Source organism: Streptomyces sp. NPDC046215, from assembly GCF_040646215.1.
GTDB lineage: Bacteria > Actinomycetota > Actinomycetes > Streptomycetales > Streptomycetaceae > Streptomyces > Streptomyces stramineus.
The window spans coordinates 25,326-40,554 of the sequence record NZ_JBEYZW010000020.1 but is presented as its reverse complement, the minus strand read 5'-3'; the positions used below and the strand labels follow the sequence as shown (position 1 = coordinate 40,554).

Sequence of the window (15,229 nt, the reverse complement as noted above, 5' to 3'; positions counted from 1 at the left end):
CGGGGCCGGTTCGCTCGTACGGATACCCTGAGGGCGTGACGTTTCCGGTAGTCGGCATGGTCGGCGGCGGTCAGCTCGCCCGCATGACCCACGAGGCGGGCATCCCCCTCGGCATCAAGTTCAAGCTGCTCAGTGACTCCCCGCAGGACTCGGCGGCCCAGGCGGTCAGCGATGTCGTCATCGGCGACTACCGCGACCTGGAGACCCTTCGTGCTTTCGCACAAGGGTGTGACGTGATCACCTTTGATCACGAGCACGTTCCGACCGAGCACCTACGGGCCCTGGAAGCCGACGGAATTCCCGTCCGCCCGGGGCCCGCCGCATTGGTGCACGCCCAGGACAAGGGCGTGATGCGGGCGAAGCTCCTGGAGATCGGGGTGCCCTGTCCGCGGCACCGGATCGTGGCGGACCCCACAGACGTCGAGCGCTTTGCGGCCGAGGGCGAGGGCTTTCCCGTCGTCCTGAAGACGGTGCGCGGCGGCTACGACGGAAAGGGCGTGTGGATCGTCCGCGGCCCGCGGGAGGCGGCCGAACCCTTCCGCGCCGGGGTGCCCGTCCTCGCCGAGGAGAAGGTCGCCTTCGTCCGCGAGCTCGCCGCCAACGTCGTGCGCTCGCCGCACGGCCAGGCCGTCTCCTACCCCGTGGTCGAGTCCATCCAGGTCGACGGCGTCTGCGACACCGTCATCGCGCCCGCGCCCGGCCTCTCCGAGGAGCTCTCCGCCCACGCGCAGCAGCTCGCCCTGAAGATCGCCAAGGAGCTGGGCGTCGTGGGCCACCTCGCGGTGGAGCTCTTCGAGACCGCCGACGGCCGCGTCCTCGTCAACGAGCTCGCCATGCGCCCGCACAACTCCGGACACTGGACCCAGGACGGCGCGATCACCTCGCAGTTCGCCAACCACGTCCGGGCCGTCCTCGACCTCCCCCTCGGCGACCCGCGCCCGCGCGCCCCGTGGACGGTCATGGCCAACGTCCTCGGCGGCGACTACCCCGACATGTATTCCGCCTACCTCCATTGCATGGCACGGGACCCGGGGCTGAAGATCCATATGTACGGCAAGGACGTCAAACCCGGCCGCAAGGTCGGACACGTCAACACCTACGGCGACGACCTGGCGGATGTGCGCGAGCGCGCGAGCCACGCCGCCGGATACCTGCGAGGAACGATCACGGAATGACTGGATCCCCCCTGGTCGGCATCGTCATGGGCTCCGACTCCGACTGGCCCGTCATGGAGGCCGCCGCCAAGGCCCTCGACGAATTCGAGATCCCCTACGAGGTCGACGTCGTCTCCGCGCACCGCATGCCGCGCGAGATGATCGCGTACGGAGAGCAGGCCGCCGACCGCGGGCTGAAGGCGGTCATCGCCGGCGCGGGCGGCGCCGCCCACCTGCCCGGCATGCTGGCCTCCGTCACCCCGCTGCCCGTCATCGGGGTGCCCGTGCCCCTGAAGTACCTCGACGGCATGGACTCCCTGCTGTCCATCGTGCAGATGCCGGCCGGCGTGCCCGTCGCCACCGTCTCGGTCGCGGGCGCCCGCAACGCCGGCCTGCTCGCCGTCCGGATGCTCGCCGCGCACGACCCCGCCCTGCTGGAGCGGATGACCCGCTTCCAGGCCGAGCTGAACGAACAGGCGACCGAGAAGGGCAAGCGGCTGCGCGCGAAGGCCGAGGGCACCGCCGGCTTCGGCTTCGGGAAGTGAGCGCCGTGAGCGACGCCGCCGCCCACCTGGGCCGCGCCCGCGAACTCCTCACGGCCCACCCCGTCGTCGACGGTCACAACGACCTGCCCTGGGCCCTGCGCCAGCAGGTCCGCTACGACCTCGACCGGCGCGACATCGCCACCGACCAGAGCGCCGACCTCCACACCGACCTGCCCCGGCTGCGGGCCGGCGGCGTGGGGGCACAGTTCTGGTCCGTGTACGTGCGCTCCGACATGGCGGGCGACGAAGCGGTCAGCGCCACGCTCGAACAGATCGACGTCGTCCGCGCCCTGGCCGACCGCTACCCCGCCGATCTGCGGCTCGCGTTCAGCGCCGAGGACATGGAGACCGCCCGGGCCGAGGGCAGGATCGCCTCCCTCATGGGCGCCGAGGGCGGCCACAGCATCAACTCCTCCCTCGCCACGCTCCGCGCCCTCCACCGGCTCGGCGTGCGCTACCTGACCCTGACTCACAACGACAACATCCCGTGGGCGGACTCGGCGACCGACGAGCCGCGGGCGCACGGCCTGACCCGCTTCGGCGAGGAGGTCGTCCGCGAGATGAACCGCGTGGGCATGCTCGTCGACCTCTCGCACGTCTCCGCCGACACGATGCGCGACGCGCTCCGGGTCACCGAGGCGCCGGTGATCTTCTCGCACTCCTCCGCGCGCGCCGTCTGCGACCACCCGCGCAACATCCCCGACGACGTGCTGGCCTCGCTCGCCGCCAACGGGGGCGTGGCCATGGTGACGTTCGTACCGAAGTTCGTCCTCCCGGCCGCCGTCGAGTGGACCCTGCGGGCCGACGAGAACATGCGTGCCAACGGTCTCCACCCGCTGGACACCACGGCCGCCGGCATGGCCGTGCAGCGCGCCTTCGAGGCCGCGCACCCCCGCCCGGTCGCCACGGCGGCGACGGTCGCCGACCACCTCGACCACATGCGGGAGGTCGCCGGCGTCGATCACCTCGGCATCGGCGGCGACTTCGACGGCACCCCGTTCACCCCGCGGGACCTCGCGGACGTGGCGGGCTATCCGAACCTGATCGCGGAGCTGCTGCACCGCGGCTGGTCCGACGCGGACCTGGCGAAGCTCACCTGGCAGAACGCGGTCCGCGTCCTGCGCGCGGCGGAGGATGTCGCGCGCCGGCTCCAGGGCGAGCGGGGCCCGTCGATCGCGACGATCGAGCAGCTGGACGGCTGAGGTCACGGCGGCGTGGCGGCGAGGAGCGGAACGGGCCGGTCAACGTCGTGGCGCCGCGGTGATCCCGTAGGGGTGCACGAGGCGAAGGCCGGATGTGATGCCCGGGTCGGGTGGCAGGTATCAGGAGGAGGGCGCGTTGTTCGCCCCAACAGGGGATGCCGTGCGGGTTTGAGGTGACGTCCGGCGTTGTCCGGGCCCCCTCCGCGGGCTCTCTCATGCCGCATTGCGTTCGCCACTCGATGAGGTGTGCGGGGGCGAGGGCCGGTTTCTCGTCAGATCTTTTGACTGTCCGGTGATCGCGCCGGTAGTTCTCTGCCTACCTCGTCCGGGGCTGTCTTCCGGCCGGCAGGGTCCGTACCGCTCCAGCCGTTCTCCGCGATACCGGCTCCGCCCCGCCCCCAAGACCTGCCCCGACCGCGCATCCGCGCCGCACTCGCTGCGGGAGGCGTCCTGCTCCCCTTTCCGTAAGGAGTTCTCTTGATGTCGATGCGTACCCGTGTTGCTGGTGTGTTGCTGGCGGCGATGGCAGGCGGCATGGTGCTGAGCCAGGCCGGCACGGCGACGGCGGACGACCACCGCGGCCACGGCCTGGGCCCGCTGCCCGTGGCGATCGTCTCCCCGGCGCCGGGGAAGATCACCAAGGAGCGCAAGATCACCGACACCTACCAGTACGACGCCAAGGGCGGCTCGTCCTCGGAGGAGCAGCCCCCGCCGCCCCCCGGCTCCACCCCGCCGCCCGCCCCCGAGCCGGGCCCGGTCTCCGCGCTGAAGGACACGGCCAACTCCACGGCGCAGTCGGCGACGGCGGGTGCCTCCAGCACGGTGGACTCGGCGCTGAAGTAGAGCTCGGCCCTTCCCACGCCGTTCCCGGCCCGGTGGGGCCGGGAACGGCTGCCCGCGTCACCCTTCCCGTCCTCTTTGAATGGTGACCACCGGCGGACGCGTGCCGCGCCCCGCATTCCGGCGGGACCGCCTCCGGCTAAGCCTGCGGCCGGCCCATGGCCCGGAAGACCCACCCGGCCTGACGCCAGGCGCCGGCGTCCAGCGCGTTGCGCCCGTCCAGCACCCGCCGCTCCGCCACGACCGTGGCCAGCGCCGCCGGGTCCAGCTCGCGGAACTCGCCCCACTCGGTGAGGTGCAGCACCACCTGGGCGCCGCGACACGCCTCCAGCGCGGTCGGCGCGTAGGCGAGGGTGGGGAAGAGCCGGCGGGCGTTGTCCATGCCCTTGGGGTCGTAGACCGTGACCTGGCCGCCCTGCAGGTGGATCTGTCCGGCGACGTTCAGCGCGGGGGAGTCCCGCACGTCGTCGGAGTCCGGCTTGAACGTGGCGCCGAGCACCGCGACCCGCTGCCCGAGGAAGCTGCCGCCCACCGTCTCGCGGGCCAGCTCCACCATGTGGCCGCGGCGGCGCATGTTGATGGAGTCGACCTCGCGGAGGAAGGTCAGCGCCTGGTCGACGCCCAGCTCACCGGCGCGGGCCATGAAGGCGCGGATGTCCTTGGGCAGGCAGCCGCCGCCGAAGCCGATGCCGGCCCGCAGGAACTTCTTGCCGATCCGCTCGTCGTGGCCGATGGCCTCGGCCAGCTTCACCACGTCACCGCCGGCCGCCTCGCAGATCTCCGCCATCGCGTTGATGAAGGAGATCTTCGTGGCGAGGAAGGAGTTCGCGGCGGTCTTGACCAGCTCGGCCGTCGGGTAGTCCGCGACGACGAACGGCGAGCCCTCGCCGATCGGGGTCGCGTACACCTCGCGCAGCAGCTTCTCGCCGCGCTCACCGGCGACGCCGACGACGATCCGGTCCGGGTGCAGGGTGTCCTGGACGGCGAAGCCCTCGCGCAGGAACTCCGGGTTCCAGGCCAGCTCCACGTCCGCGCCCGCCGGAGCCAGCTCCGCGAGCAGCTTCGCGAGGCGCGCCGCGCTGCCGACCGGCACGGTGGACTTGCCGACGACGAGCGCCGGCCGGTGCAGCACCCGGGCCAGGGAGGAGACGGCCGCCTCGACGTAGGACATGTCGCAGGCGTACTCGCCGTGCTTCTGCGGGGTGTTCACGCAGACGAAGTGGACGTCGCCGAACTCGCCGACCTCCTCCCAGGAGGTCGTGAAGCGCAGCCGGCCCGTCGACCCCTCGATCCCGGCGGCGTGGCGGCGCAGCAGCTCCTCCAGACCGGGCTCGTACATGGGCACCGTGCCGCGCGCGAGCATCTCGATCTTCTCGGGGACCACGTCCAGGCCCAGTACCTCGAAGCCGAGCTCGGCCATGGCCGCGGCATGCGTGGCACCGAGGTAGCCGGTACCGATCACGGTGATCCTGGGGGCCATGCGTGCTCCATGTGCTGACGGGCTGGACTGCGCCCCGAGCATAGTCGGGGGCGGCCGGGGGAAGGACCCGGGGAAGACGGCGGGAAGATCCGCCCCCGTGGCGGTCGTCCCGAGGCGCTGTCAGCAAGCTCACGTATACCTGGTCCGGGAGCCGCCCTAGAATCAGGTTACTCATCGGTAGCGAATTTTCAGGGGAGCACGCCTTGGCGGGATCAAAGGACTTCGACCTGTACCGGCCCAACGAGGAGCACGACGAGCTCCGCAAGGTCGTGCGCTCGCTCGCCGAGGCGAAGATCGCTCCGCACGCGGCCGAGGTGGACGAGGAGGGCCGCTTCCCGCAGGAGGCCCTCGACGCGCTCGTCGCCGCCGACCTGCACGCCGTGCACGTCCCCGAGGAGTTCGGGGGCGCCGGCGCCGACGCGCTGGCCACCGTCATCGTCATCGAGGAGATCGCGCGCGTCTGCGCCTCCTCCTCCCTGATCCCCGCGGTCAACAAGCTCGGCTCGCTGCCGGTCGTCCTCTCCGGCTCCGACGACCTGAAGAAGCGCTACCTGAGCCCGCTCGCCAAGGGCGACGCGATGTTCTCGTACGCCCTCTCCGAGCCCGACGCCGGCTCCGACGCGGCCGGCATGAAGACCAAGGCCGTGCGCGACGGCGACCACTACGTCCTCAACGGCGTCAAGCGCTGGATCACCAACGCCGGCGTCAGCGAGTACTACACGGTGATGGCCGTCACCGACCCGGAGAAGCGCTCCAAGGGCATCTCCGCCTTCGTCGTGGAGAAGTCCGACGCGGGCGTGTCCTTCGGCGCCCCGGAGCGCAAGCTCGGCATCAAGGGCTCCCCGACCCGGGAGATCTACCTGGACAACGTCCGGATCCCCGCCGACCGCATGATCGGCGAGGAGGGCACCGGCTTCGCGACGGCGATGAAGACCCTCGACCACACCCGCATCACCATCGCGGCCCAGGCGCTGGGCATCGCCCAGGGCGCCCTCGACTACGCCAAGGGCTACGTCCAGGAGCGCAAGCAGTTCGGCAAGCCGATCGCCGACTTCCAGGGCGTCCAGTTCATGCTGGCCGACATGGCGATGAAGCTGGAGGCCGCGCGGCAGCTCACCTACGCGGCGGCCGCGAAGTCCGAGCGCCTCGACGGCGACCTGACGTTCTTCGGCGCCGCCGCCAAGTGCTACGCCTCCGACGCCGCCATGGAGATCACCACGGACGCCGTGCAGCTCCTCGGCGGCTACGGCTACACCCGTGACTACCCGGTGGAGCGCATGATGCGCGACGCGAAGATCACGCAGATCTACGAGGGCACGAACCAGGTCCAGCGCATCGTCATGGCGCGCAACCTCCCGAAGTAACCCCGGCGGCGTGCCCGCCTCCCAGGGCCCCCGGCAGCCTGCGACAGGCCGCCGGGGGCCCTCGGGCGCGTACGGGCGAACGCCGGTGGCGGTATCGCACCCGGGCGCCGAAGGTGGTGGCCGTGGGGGCCTACTGCCTGGAGGCGCGACACCATGCCCGACGTTTCCGCTCCGTACCAGCCCGGCACCCCCTGCTGGGTCGACCTCATGGTCCCCGACCAGCAGGCGGCGCTCGACTTCTACCGCGACCTGTTCGGCTGGCAGGGCGAAGTCGGGCCCCCGGAGACCGGCGGGTACGCGGTCTGCTCGCTGGGCGGCAAGCCCGTGGCGGGCATCATGACCGCGATGACGCCCGACGGGGAGGTACCCGACCCGCCCCTGCCGAGCGTGTGGACCACCTACCTGGCCACGGACGACCTGGACGCCACCCAGTCGGCGGTCTCCAGCAGCGGCGGCACGGTGGTGATGCCCGCCATGGACGTGCTCACCCTCGGCCGGATGGCGGTCGTCGCCGACCCCTCGGGCGCGTTGTTCGGCCTGTGGCAGTCCCGCGACTTCGCGGGCGCGGCCGTCGTCAACGAGCCCGGCGCGGTCATCTGGAGCGAGCTGAACACCAGCGACCCCGACGCCGTGACGGGCTTCTACGCCAAGTCGCTGGGCGTCAAGACCGCCCCCATGGAGGGCGCGGAAGGGTACTTCGCCCTGGAGGTGGACGGACGGGCGGTCGGCGGCATGCAGGGGCTCGGCGGCATCGACGGCCTGCCGCCCGGCACGCCCTCGCACTGGCTGACGTACTTCGCGGTGGACGACACCGACAGCACCGTCGACGCCCTCGTCCGCGCCGGGGGCTCGGTCCTCAAGCCGCCGTTCGACATGATCGCCGGGCGGATGGCCGTGGTCCAGGACCCGCAGGGCGGCATGTTCGCCGTCATCAACGCCTCGCCGCCCGCGTCCGGCTGAGAAAGCGCCGGGGCCCGCACCGCCGGCGGCGGTACGGGCCCCTGGTGGGTCCGGGCGTCACTTGTCGGAGACGGTGACCTTCTGGTCCTTCTTGAGCTGGTCGAAGAGCTGCTTGGCCTTGGCCGTGTCCCACTTCACCGCGAGGCCGTCGTTGGGCGTCGGGTAATTGGCCGAGGCGATCGGCACGGTCAGCTGCTTGCCGTCGCCGCCGGTGACCCCCTTCATCGCCCAGAACATGGACGTCAGGTCCCACAGCTCCATGTCGTTGTCGACGATGACCGTGTCGAGGCCCGAGCCGATGACCGGGTAGAGGCGGAAGGGGTTGAGGATCGTCGACGGCGAGGCCGCCTGCTTGGCGAGGGTGTTCAGGAACTTCTGCTGGTTGCGCATGCGCCCCAGGTCCTGGTCGGCCTCCTGGTGGCGCTGGCGCACGAAGGCCAGCGACTGGGCGCCGTCGAGCTCCTGGCAGCCCGCCTTGAAGTCCGCGCCCGAGTCCCGGTCCTTCAGCGGCTTGTCCAGGCACATCTCCACACCGCCCAGCGCGTCGACCAGGTTGCGGAAGCCGCCGAAGCCGATCTCCGCGTAGTGGTCGATGCGCAGCCCCGTGTTGAACTCGATGGTCTGCGCCAGCAGCTCCGGCCCGCCGTCCGCGTACGCCTGGTTGAGCTTGTGGGTGGAGGCGGCGATCTTCTTGCCCGACTTCTGCCCGGTGAAGGCCGGGATGGTGACGTAGGAGTCGCGCGGCAGGCTCAGCATGGTGCTGCCGTTGTCACCGGTGTGGAGGATCATCATCGAGTCGGTGCGCTTGCCGTCGGCCGACCCGGTGTGGAGGTCCTTCTTGTCCTGGTCGGACAGGCCCTCGCGGCTGTCGGAACCGACGATCAGGTAATTGGTGCCCTCGCCCTTCGGGGGGCGGTCGGCGACCTTGCCGAGGTCGACCTCGCGGCGCAGCTTGGAGTCCGCCCAGAAGTAGGTGCTGACGGAGACGGCGAGCAACACCACGACGAAGGCGACCAGGCCGATGGTGATGCGCCGGCGCCAGTTCGGCCGGCTGGTCCGCGGGCCGCCGCCGTGGCCGTGCGGCCCGTCGCCACCGCTGCCGCCGCCCCGGCCGGGGCCCACCGGGCCGCCGTGGCCGTAGACCTGTCCGGTGTTGTAACCGTCGTCGCGGCGGCCGGCGGCCGCGTGCCCGCCGGGGCGGTCGTCATAGCCCTGGGGCGGCTGGTACTGCCGCGGCGGGGTGCCGCGCCTCACGTGCGGCATGGCGCGCACGCCCTCCGGCTCGGCCGCGGCGCCACCGCGCCCGTACCGGCCCTGCCGTTCGCTGGTCCGCCCATCGGGCCACTCACTCATGGGACGAGTGTGCCCGTTTTTGCCAGTCGCCCGGCAGGCGGCTACGTGATCGGGGCAGTGCTGTTGCAGAGCTGATGCAAACCGGCCGCCCGGCCGGGTTCGGCATACAGTGGTGGACATGACCATTCAGGACTCCGGCCCGGAGCCGGAGATACCCGGCAAGCCGACTTCCGCGTCGCGTACGACGCTGAGCCACATCATGACGGCGAGCGACACGAACCTGCTGGGCACGGTGCACGGCGGCGTGATCATGAAGCTTGTCGACGACGCGGCGGGAGCGGTGGCCGGGCGCCACTCCGGGGGCCCGGCGGTCACGGCTTCCATGGACGAGATGGCCTTCCTGGCCCCCGTCCGTGTAGGAGACCTCGTGCACGTCCGTGCGCAGTGCAACTGGACGGGCCGCTCCTCCATGGAGGTCGGTGTCCGCGTCCTCGCCGAGCGCTGGAACGAGTCGACGCCCGCCACCCAGGTCGGCAGCGCGTACCTGGTCTTCGCCGCCGTCGACGAGGACGGCAAGCCGCGGCGCGTCCCGCCGGTGCTCCCGGAGACGGAGAAGGACAAGCGGCGCTTCCAGGAGGCACAGATCCGCCGCACGCACCGGCTCGCCCGGCGCCGCGCGATCATGGAACTGCGCGAGCAGCGGGCCGCGGACGGGCTCGACGGCTAGCGTCCGCCCGCGGTGAGCCGGATGATCCGGCACCCGGCGTCGAGCCACGGGGGCGCCGCGGGTGGCCCGTGCCCGGTCGACGAGCAGGGCCTGCCCGCCGGTGACGATCACGTCGGCGTGATTGACCACCGCATCCGGCCCGCGAGTGCGGTGCCGCAGAGCGCCGGTACCGCAGGGCGTGCGAGGGTGTTACGGCTTCCACTCCACGCCGCTCTCGCCCATCTTGCTCTTGCCGCAGCTCATGCCGAACTTCCAGCTGCCGCGCCCCATCCATCGTCCGAAGTGCGACGTGCCGTCCCAGCACCCCACCATCGCGCGCGCCTTGCCACTGGTCACGCGGCAGTCGGCGGTCCAGCCGTGGTTGGTCGACTTCCAGTTGCTGCAGCGGTAGCCCGGGTTGGCGGCTTGGGCGGGGGAGGCCGTCATGACGCCGCAGACCGCGGTCAGGGCAATGGCGCCGACAGATGCCGCGACCTTGTTGCGCATGGTCGGGAACTTCACTTCACGTGTCCGTTCTGTGGGTGAGACCGGCGACTCGCCTGCCGAATCGCCTTCGCGGGCGGCCGGGCGAATTCCTTCAGATGGGGGTCGAAATGGCATATGTCCCCCGGCGGACCCGTCGAAGATCATCTACTGACCGCGATCGATGTGCATAATCCCCCGCCTGTGATCCGCCTCACCGCCCGGGTGAGGTGGCGTACGCGCACACCGTCCGGCTAGGGCTCGCCCCGCCCTGCCACGTTGCCGCCCCGCGGACGGCACCAGAGGGAACTCCACGAGCTGCGGGCGGCGTCGGGGCTCGACGGCTAGAGCTTGGCGTGCCATTAGTCGGACACCCAAGGGGTGATGCGGCATATGCCGAAGGCCGCCGCGCCGTGTCCAAACGGGTCTGGTTCGAGCTGCGCACCGCCCGCGCCACCGAGTCCGGAAACCTCCCGTGCCGGTGCTGACCGCACGGGCGCGGCTCGCCTAGCGGCTCCCCGGGCAGACCACCTCGTCCCCCGTGACCGCCCCGGACCGCCCCGGCTGCGGCGCGGTCTGCGCCCACACCGGGTGGACCTCCTTGAAGTCCGTGCCCAGCGTCACTTTGATCACCGGGCCCTGCCCGCGTGCCGGGCGCAGCTCCGCGTTCGGCAGGGCGGCCGCGACCGAGCGGACCGAGCGGTCCCAGCGCGGGTCGTAGGTGATCACCGTGCGCGGCTGCGGCGCCGGCTGGGGCGCGTCGGCCGGCTGGCCGGTCGTACCGAATCCCGTCGCGCGCAGTGCCTGGTCCGTGGCGCGGGCGAGACCGGCGCGGCCGCTGCCGTTGTACACCTGGATCCGGATCTGCGCCGGGGCCACCTCCACGGGCGTGCCGGGCCGTGCCGACCACGTGGCGTTGCCGTCGTGCGGCCCGCCCGGGACGCGCGGCGCGATCGGGCGGTCGTCGCGCAGCGCCTGGAAGAGCTTGCCGGCCGCCGCCTCGTCCCACTTCACCGTGGAGCCGAGGCGCGGCACGGGGAAGTTCGTGACGCCGACCGGCACCGAGACGAACTCGGCGGAGGCCGGGGTGAGGCTCCTCGTCGCCCGGCCCAGCTTGACGAGCTCGCCGCTGCCGAAGCCCCGGTCGGCGCGGACCGAGCCGAGGAGGGAGGTGACGAGCTGCTGGAAGGTCACCGGATTCAGCAGGACGCCGCTGCTGGTCGCCTGCTGGAGCAGGGAGGCCAGGAAGCGCTGCTGCCGCTGCATCCGGCCCAGGTCGGCGGCCCCGTCCAGGTGGCGGGCGCGCACGTACTGGAGCGCCTGCCCGCCGTTGAGGGTGCTGGTGCCGACGGGGAGGTTGAGTCCGCTGTAGCGGTCCTGGAGCGGGCGCGCCGTGCAGACGCGGACGCCGCCGACCACGTCGACGGTCTTCATGAAGCTGGTGAAGTCGACCTCCAGGTAGTGATCGACGTGCACGCCGGTGAGCTGCTCCACCGTCCGCACGGTCAGCGCGGGCCCGCCCTCGGCGTAGGCGGCGTTGAGCTTCTGCGGGTGGGCGGGGTGACGCTTGCCCTTTTCGTCGGTGTGTTCGGGGATCTCGGTGTAGGTGTCCCGGGGGAGGCTGACGACCGTGGCCCGGTCGTGCCCGGCGGACAGGTGTACGAGCATCAGCGTGTCGGCGCAGTGACAGGGCGCGCCGCCCAGGTGGTAGCGGTCCCGCTCCTCCTTGGTGATCTTTTCCCGGCTGTCCGTGCCGACGAGGAGGACGTTCATCCCCTGGCTGGTCACGGGCCGGTTCTTCATCCCCCGGAAGACGTCGACCCGGCCGATGCGGTGGTCGATCCCGCTGACCACCGCGTGCCCGATGCCCGCGGCCGCCAGCACCCCGAGGGCCGCGCACGCGGCGATCCGCAGGCCCCAGCGCGGACGGCGGGGGGCGCCGTGGCGGGCGCGGCGCGGGCTGCGGGCCGGTGCGGTCATATCGAGACCTCCGCGACGGACGGGACCAAAGGGCCGGGCCCGGAACGGGCCAGGACGGGTCACGGTAGGTCAATACGATCAGCGGACCGCGCCCCCACGCCGTCCGGGGCGGGCCCGCCACCCGGCCGGGAGGGCGAGCCGTCCGCCATTAGCGGTAACGTGACCGACGATTCCGCCGACCCCGGTCCAGCCGGGTGGGTGACCCCCGTACCCCCGAGGAACCATGCCCGAACAGCAGCCGCCCGCCGTTTCCGTGATCATGCCGGTGCTCAACGAGGAGCGGCATCTGCGCACCTCCGTGCGGCACATCCTGGAGCAGGAGTACGCAGGGGAGCTGGAGGTCGTGATCGCCCTCGGCCCCTCGGCGGACCGCACGGACGAGATCGCCGCCGAGCTCGTCCGGGAGGACCCGCGCGTCCACACCGTGCCCAACCCGACCGGCCGGACGCCCGCCGCCCTCAACGCCGCGATCAAGGCGTCCCGCCACCCGATCGTCGTCCGCGTCGACGGGCACGGCATGCTCTCGCCGGACTACATCGCGACGGCCGTGCGGCTCCTTGAGGAGACCGGCGCGCAGAACGTCGGCGGCATCATGCACGCCGAGGGGGAGAACGACTGGGAGCGGGCCGTCGCCGCCGCCATGACCTCGAAGATCGGCGTGGGCAACGCGGCCTTCCACACGGGCGGCGCGGCCGGTCCCGCCGAAACCGTGTATCTGGGTGTCTTCCGGCGTGAGGTGCTGGAGCAGCAGGGCGGGTACAACGAGGAGTTCATCCGCGCCCAGGACTGGGAGCTGAACTTCCGCATCCGTGAGGCGGGCGGGCTGATCTGGTTCTCGCCGGAGCTCAAGGTCTCCTACCGGCCCCGCCCGAGCGTCCGGGCGCTCGCCAAGCAGTACAAGAACTACGGCCGCTGGCGGCACGTCGTCGCCCGCTACCACCAGGGCTCGATCAACCTGCGCTACCTCGCCGCGCCGACGGCCGTCGTGGCCATCGCCGCGGGTGTCGTCGTCGGCGCGGCCGTCACGCCCTGGGGCCTGGTCGTGCCGGCGGGGTACCTGGCCGCCATCACGGCAGGCTCCCTGCCCGCGGGCAAGGGCCTGCCGCTCGCGGCGCGGGCGCAGATCCCGGTGGCGCTGGTGACCATGCACATGTCGTGGGGGTTCGGCTTCCTGACCAGCCCGCGCTCGCTGGCCCGCAAGGTCATCGCCAGCCGCAGGCCGGCCGTCAAGCAGTAGCGCACGCCGGCCGTACGGGCCCCCGGGGGGAGGGGCCCGTACGGCGGCCGGCGGCTCAGAGACCGGCTCGGAAACGCCGGCGGCTCCGAGACCGGCTTCAGAAACGATTCAGCGAGTTGACCTTCATGCAGGCCGACGTGTCGTTGCCGTTGAGCGGATCCGCGCTCTCGGGCGCCTTGTCGTCGTCCTTCTTGTCGCCCCAGCCGTCCTTGGCGTCCTTGGGGTCCTCGTCGTTCTTCCCGCCGTCCTTCTTCTTCCCGCCCTCGGTGCCCGGGTCGTCCTTCGCTCCGGCCCCGGCCTTCGGGTAGGTCGTCCCCGAACGCCAGTCCCCGCCGATGACCAGCGTCATCTCCTCGACGGCCGTGGACATGCGCAGCGCGCTGTCCGGCAGCCCCAGGGCCTTGGCCAGGGCCTCGGCGTCACCGCGCTGGGACGCCTTCGGGTAGCTGAGCGTCGTATCGGCCTGCGCCCGGGGGGTGGAGTCCGACGTGGCCTTCGTGAAGCCCTGCTCGACGAGGTAGGCGGCGACGGTGGAGCCCCGGCCGGTGACCGTGGGGCGGGTGACGGTGCCGGTGCCGTTGAAGACGGTCACCGCGATGTCCTTCTTGGGGGCGGCCGACGCCGACGGCAGCGTCTTGGGGTCCTTCTTCTTGTCCTTGCCGTCGAGCGCGATGTCGTTGCGGACGAGCGAGAACAGCTTGTCCGCGTCGCCCGGCTTCGGGACGACGTGGGCGTCGGGGTTCTGCGGGTCGGACACCCACGGCATCGTCGACATGGTGATCCGGCCGGACGGCACCCGCTTGATGTCGTTGGCGAGGTCGTAGAGCTTCTTGACCGACCCCAGGTCCTTGTCCACGGTCAGCGCCTTGGTCGCGGCGTCCGCCAGGCTGGTCAACTGGCCCGGGTCGCTGAGCTTGGAGCCGGACTTCAGCTGGCGGACCATCGAGTTCATGTACATGTGCTGGGCGTGGGTCCGGCCGATGTCGCTGCCGTCCTCGAAGCCGTGGCGGGTGCGCAGCCACTGCAGGGCCTGCTCGCCCTTGACCTTGTGCTCGCCCTTCTCCAGCCGCAGCCCGGACAGCTTGTCGTAGACGTTGCCGTCCACGCAGACCGGGACGCCGCCGACGGCGTCGGCCATGCTCACCACGCCCGAGAAGTCGATCATCATGAAGTGGTCGACGGGGATGCCGGTGAGCGCCTCCCAGGTGGCGACCGTGCAGCCGGGCCCGCCGTTCATCAGGCTGGTGTTGATGATCTGGCTGCTGGTCTCCCGGTAGACCTTGCCGTCCTCCGGGTCGGTGCACTTGGGGATCGTCACCCGGGTGTCGCGCGGCACGCTGATCACCGACATGTTGCTGCGGTCGGCCGAGACGTGCACCAGCATCTGCACATCGGCGAGCGGCTTGCGCCCGGCGTCCTCTCGGGCGCCGCCGAGGGCGACGTTCTCCGCGGAGTTCCGGCTGTCGGACCCCAGGAGGAGGATGTTCAGGGGGCGCTGCCCGGCGGCGTTGGCGGCGCTCCGGTCGAGCTTCTTGTCGCCGAGGTTGAGGGGGTCCTTCTTGAGGTTGCTGTTGAGGTGCTCGTAGTAGAAGTACCCCGCGGCCGCCGTGCCCAGGATCAGAAAGGCCAGGCAGAGGGCGGCCCAGCGGGCTATTCGGGCGGCGCGCGAGCGCCGGCCGGACGGCTTGCCGCCCCCGGGCCCCTTGCCCCCGCCCTTGCCTTTCCCGGCGCCGTCGCCTCCGGCCGCCTCCGGCTTCGCGCCCTTCTCCGGTGTGCTGCCGTCCTGGCCCCCACGGGCCCCCGGGACGCGGCCGCGCGCCCGCGGCCCCCGCACACTGCTCTGCCGCATCGGGCCTCCCCTAACTGGTGCGTCCGGCCCGATGGGCAGGCGTGTCGAAACTCGTAGCGCGGTACCGACGGATGGCTGGGTGCGGACGGCGCGGCCGTGCCGCGCTCACGCGGCCGCCCGTCCGATAGTGAGATGC

At 71.8% G+C, this 15,229-nt stretch carries 13 protein-coding genes; 8 read left to right on the top strand and 5 right to left on the bottom strand.

Going from position 1 to position 15,229, the window contains the following annotated elements; translation table 11 throughout:
* Positions 1 to 56 precede the first annotated feature (56 nt).
* The 4 genes from ABZ951_RS11780 to ABZ951_RS11765 all read left to right on the top strand — a co-directional run bounded on the left by ABZ951_RS11780 (position 57) and on the right by ABZ951_RS11765 (position 3,744).
* A complete protein-coding gene (locus ABZ951_RS11780; RefSeq protein WP_344093151.1) occupies positions 57 to 1,175 on the top strand; it encodes a 5-(carboxyamino)imidazole ribonucleotide synthase in 1,119 nt (372 codons plus the stop codon).
* Positions 1,172 to 1,699: a 5-(carboxyamino)imidazole ribonucleotide mutase gene (purE, locus tag ABZ951_RS11775; RefSeq protein ID WP_344093116.1), complete on the top strand. Its 528-nt coding sequence runs from the start codon at positions 1,172 to 1,174 to the stop codon at positions 1,697 to 1,699. The genes ABZ951_RS11780 and purE overlap by 4 nt, the downstream gene beginning before the upstream one ends.
* A gap of 5 nt (positions 1,700 to 1,704) precedes the next feature.
* On the top strand, positions 1,705 to 2,901 hold the full coding sequence (locus ABZ951_RS11770) for a dipeptidase (RefSeq protein ID WP_344093114.1): 1,197 nt from the start codon (positions 1,705 to 1,707) through the stop codon (positions 2,899 to 2,901).
* A gap of 480 nt (positions 2,902 to 3,381) precedes the next feature.
* Positions 3,382 to 3,744 carry a hypothetical protein gene (locus tag ABZ951_RS11765; protein WP_344093112.1) on the top strand — a complete coding sequence of 121 codons (363 nt, stop codon included), beginning with the start codon at positions 3,382 to 3,384 and terminating at the stop codon, positions 3,742 to 3,744.
* Between the two features lie 136 nt (positions 3,745 to 3,880).
* On the opposite strand, the gene ABZ951_RS11760 is transcribed toward ABZ951_RS11765, so the two are convergent.
* A complete protein-coding gene (locus ABZ951_RS11760; RefSeq protein WP_344093110.1) occupies positions 3,881 to 5,221 on the bottom strand; it encodes a UDP-glucose/GDP-mannose dehydrogenase family protein in 1,341 nt (446 codons plus the stop codon).
* 203 nt (positions 5,222 to 5,424) lie between these two features.
* Between ABZ951_RS11760 and ABZ951_RS11755 the strand changes: the two genes are divergently transcribed.
* Complete coding sequence (locus ABZ951_RS11755; RefSeq protein ID WP_344093108.1) at positions 5,425 to 6,585, top strand: acyl-CoA dehydrogenase family protein; 1,161 nt, start codon at positions 5,425 to 5,427, stop codon at positions 6,583 to 6,585.
* Between the two features lie 153 nt (positions 6,586 to 6,738).
* Positions 6,739 to 7,545, top strand: a complete 807-nt coding sequence (locus ABZ951_RS11750) for a VOC family protein (RefSeq protein WP_344093105.1) — start codon at positions 6,739 to 6,741, stop codon at positions 7,543 to 7,545.
* Positions 7,546 to 7,602: 57 nt separating this feature from the next.
* Here the strand turns inward: ABZ951_RS11750 and ABZ951_RS11745 are convergent, their stop codons facing one another.
* Complete coding sequence (locus ABZ951_RS11745) at positions 7,603 to 8,898, bottom strand: LCP family protein (protein ID WP_344093103.1); 1,296 nt, start codon at positions 8,896 to 8,898, stop codon at positions 7,603 to 7,605.
* A 118-nt stretch (positions 8,899 to 9,016) separates the two neighbouring features.
* Between ABZ951_RS11745 and ABZ951_RS11740 the strand changes: the two genes are divergently transcribed.
* A complete protein-coding gene (locus ABZ951_RS11740) occupies positions 9,017 to 9,565 on the top strand; it encodes an acyl-CoA thioesterase (RefSeq protein WP_344093101.1) in 549 nt (182 codons plus the stop codon).
* A 189-nt stretch (positions 9,566 to 9,754) separates the two neighbouring features.
* Here the strand turns inward: ABZ951_RS11740 and ABZ951_RS11735 are convergent, their stop codons facing one another.
* Both ABZ951_RS11735 and ABZ951_RS11730 read right to left on the bottom strand, forming a co-directional pair.
* Positions 9,755 to 10,051 carry a hypothetical protein gene (locus tag ABZ951_RS11735; protein ID WP_344093098.1) on the bottom strand — a complete coding sequence of 99 codons (297 nt, stop codon included), beginning with the start codon at positions 10,049 to 10,051 and terminating at the stop codon, positions 9,755 to 9,757.
* A 483-nt stretch (positions 10,052 to 10,534) separates the two neighbouring features.
* Complete coding sequence (locus tag ABZ951_RS11730; protein ID WP_344093096.1) at positions 10,535 to 12,007, bottom strand: LCP family protein; 1,473 nt, start codon at positions 12,005 to 12,007, stop codon at positions 10,535 to 10,537.
* Positions 12,008 to 12,230: 223 nt separating this feature from the next.
* Between ABZ951_RS11730 and ABZ951_RS11725 the strand changes: the two genes are divergently transcribed.
* Entirely contained in the window at positions 12,231 to 13,244 is a 1,014-nt protein-coding gene (locus ABZ951_RS11725; RefSeq protein ID WP_344093095.1) for a glycosyltransferase family 2 protein, read from the top strand.
* Between the two features lie 97 nt (positions 13,245 to 13,341).
* Here ABZ951_RS11725 and ABZ951_RS11720 read toward each other — a convergent pair whose 3' ends face one another.
* Entirely contained in the window at positions 13,342 to 15,093 is a 1,752-nt protein-coding gene (locus ABZ951_RS11720; protein ID WP_344093093.1) for an LCP family protein, read from the bottom strand.
* Between the last annotated feature and the right edge of the window lie 136 nt (positions 15,094 to 15,229).

Bases quoted from the DNA above. Each gene is read 5' to 3' on its own strand.
- ABZ951_RS11760 (WP_344093110.1), bottom strand. From the start codon at position 5,221: ATGGCCCCCAGGATCACCGTGATCGGTACCGGCTACCTCGGTGCCACG.
- ABZ951_RS11725 (WP_344093095.1), top strand. From the start codon at position 12,231: ATGCCCGAACAGCAGCCGCCCGCCGTTTCCGTGATCATGCCGGTGCTC.
- ABZ951_RS11740 (WP_344093101.1), top strand. From the start codon at position 9,017: ATGACCATTCAGGACTCCGGCCCGGAGCCGGAGATACCCGGCAAGCCG.
- ABZ951_RS11735 (WP_344093098.1), bottom strand. From the start codon at position 10,051: ATGCGCAACAAGGTCGCGGCATCTGTCGGCGCCATTGCCCTGACCGCG.
- ABZ951_RS11730 (WP_344093096.1), bottom strand. From the start codon at position 12,007: ATGACCGCACCGGCCCGCAGCCCGCGCCGCGCCCGCCACGGCGCCCCC.
- ABZ951_RS11765 (WP_344093112.1), top strand. From the start codon at position 3,382: ATGTCGATGCGTACCCGTGTTGCTGGTGTGTTGCTGGCGGCGATGGCA.
- ABZ951_RS11750 (WP_344093105.1), top strand. From the start codon at position 6,739: ATGCCCGACGTTTCCGCTCCGTACCAGCCCGGCACCCCCTGCTGGGTC.
- ABZ951_RS11720 (WP_344093093.1), bottom strand. From the start codon at position 15,093: ATGCGGCAGAGCAGTGTGCGGGGGCCGCGGGCGCGCGGCCGCGTCCCG.
- ABZ951_RS11745 (WP_344093103.1), bottom strand. From the start codon at position 8,898: ATGAGTGAGTGGCCCGATGGGCGGACCAGCGAACGGCAGGGCCGGTAC.
- purE (WP_344093116.1), top strand. From the start codon at position 1,172: ATGACTGGATCCCCCCTGGTCGGCATCGTCATGGGCTCCGACTCCGAC.
- ABZ951_RS11780 (WP_344093151.1), top strand. From the start codon at position 57: ATGGTCGGCGGCGGTCAGCTCGCCCGCATGACCCACGAGGCGGGCATC.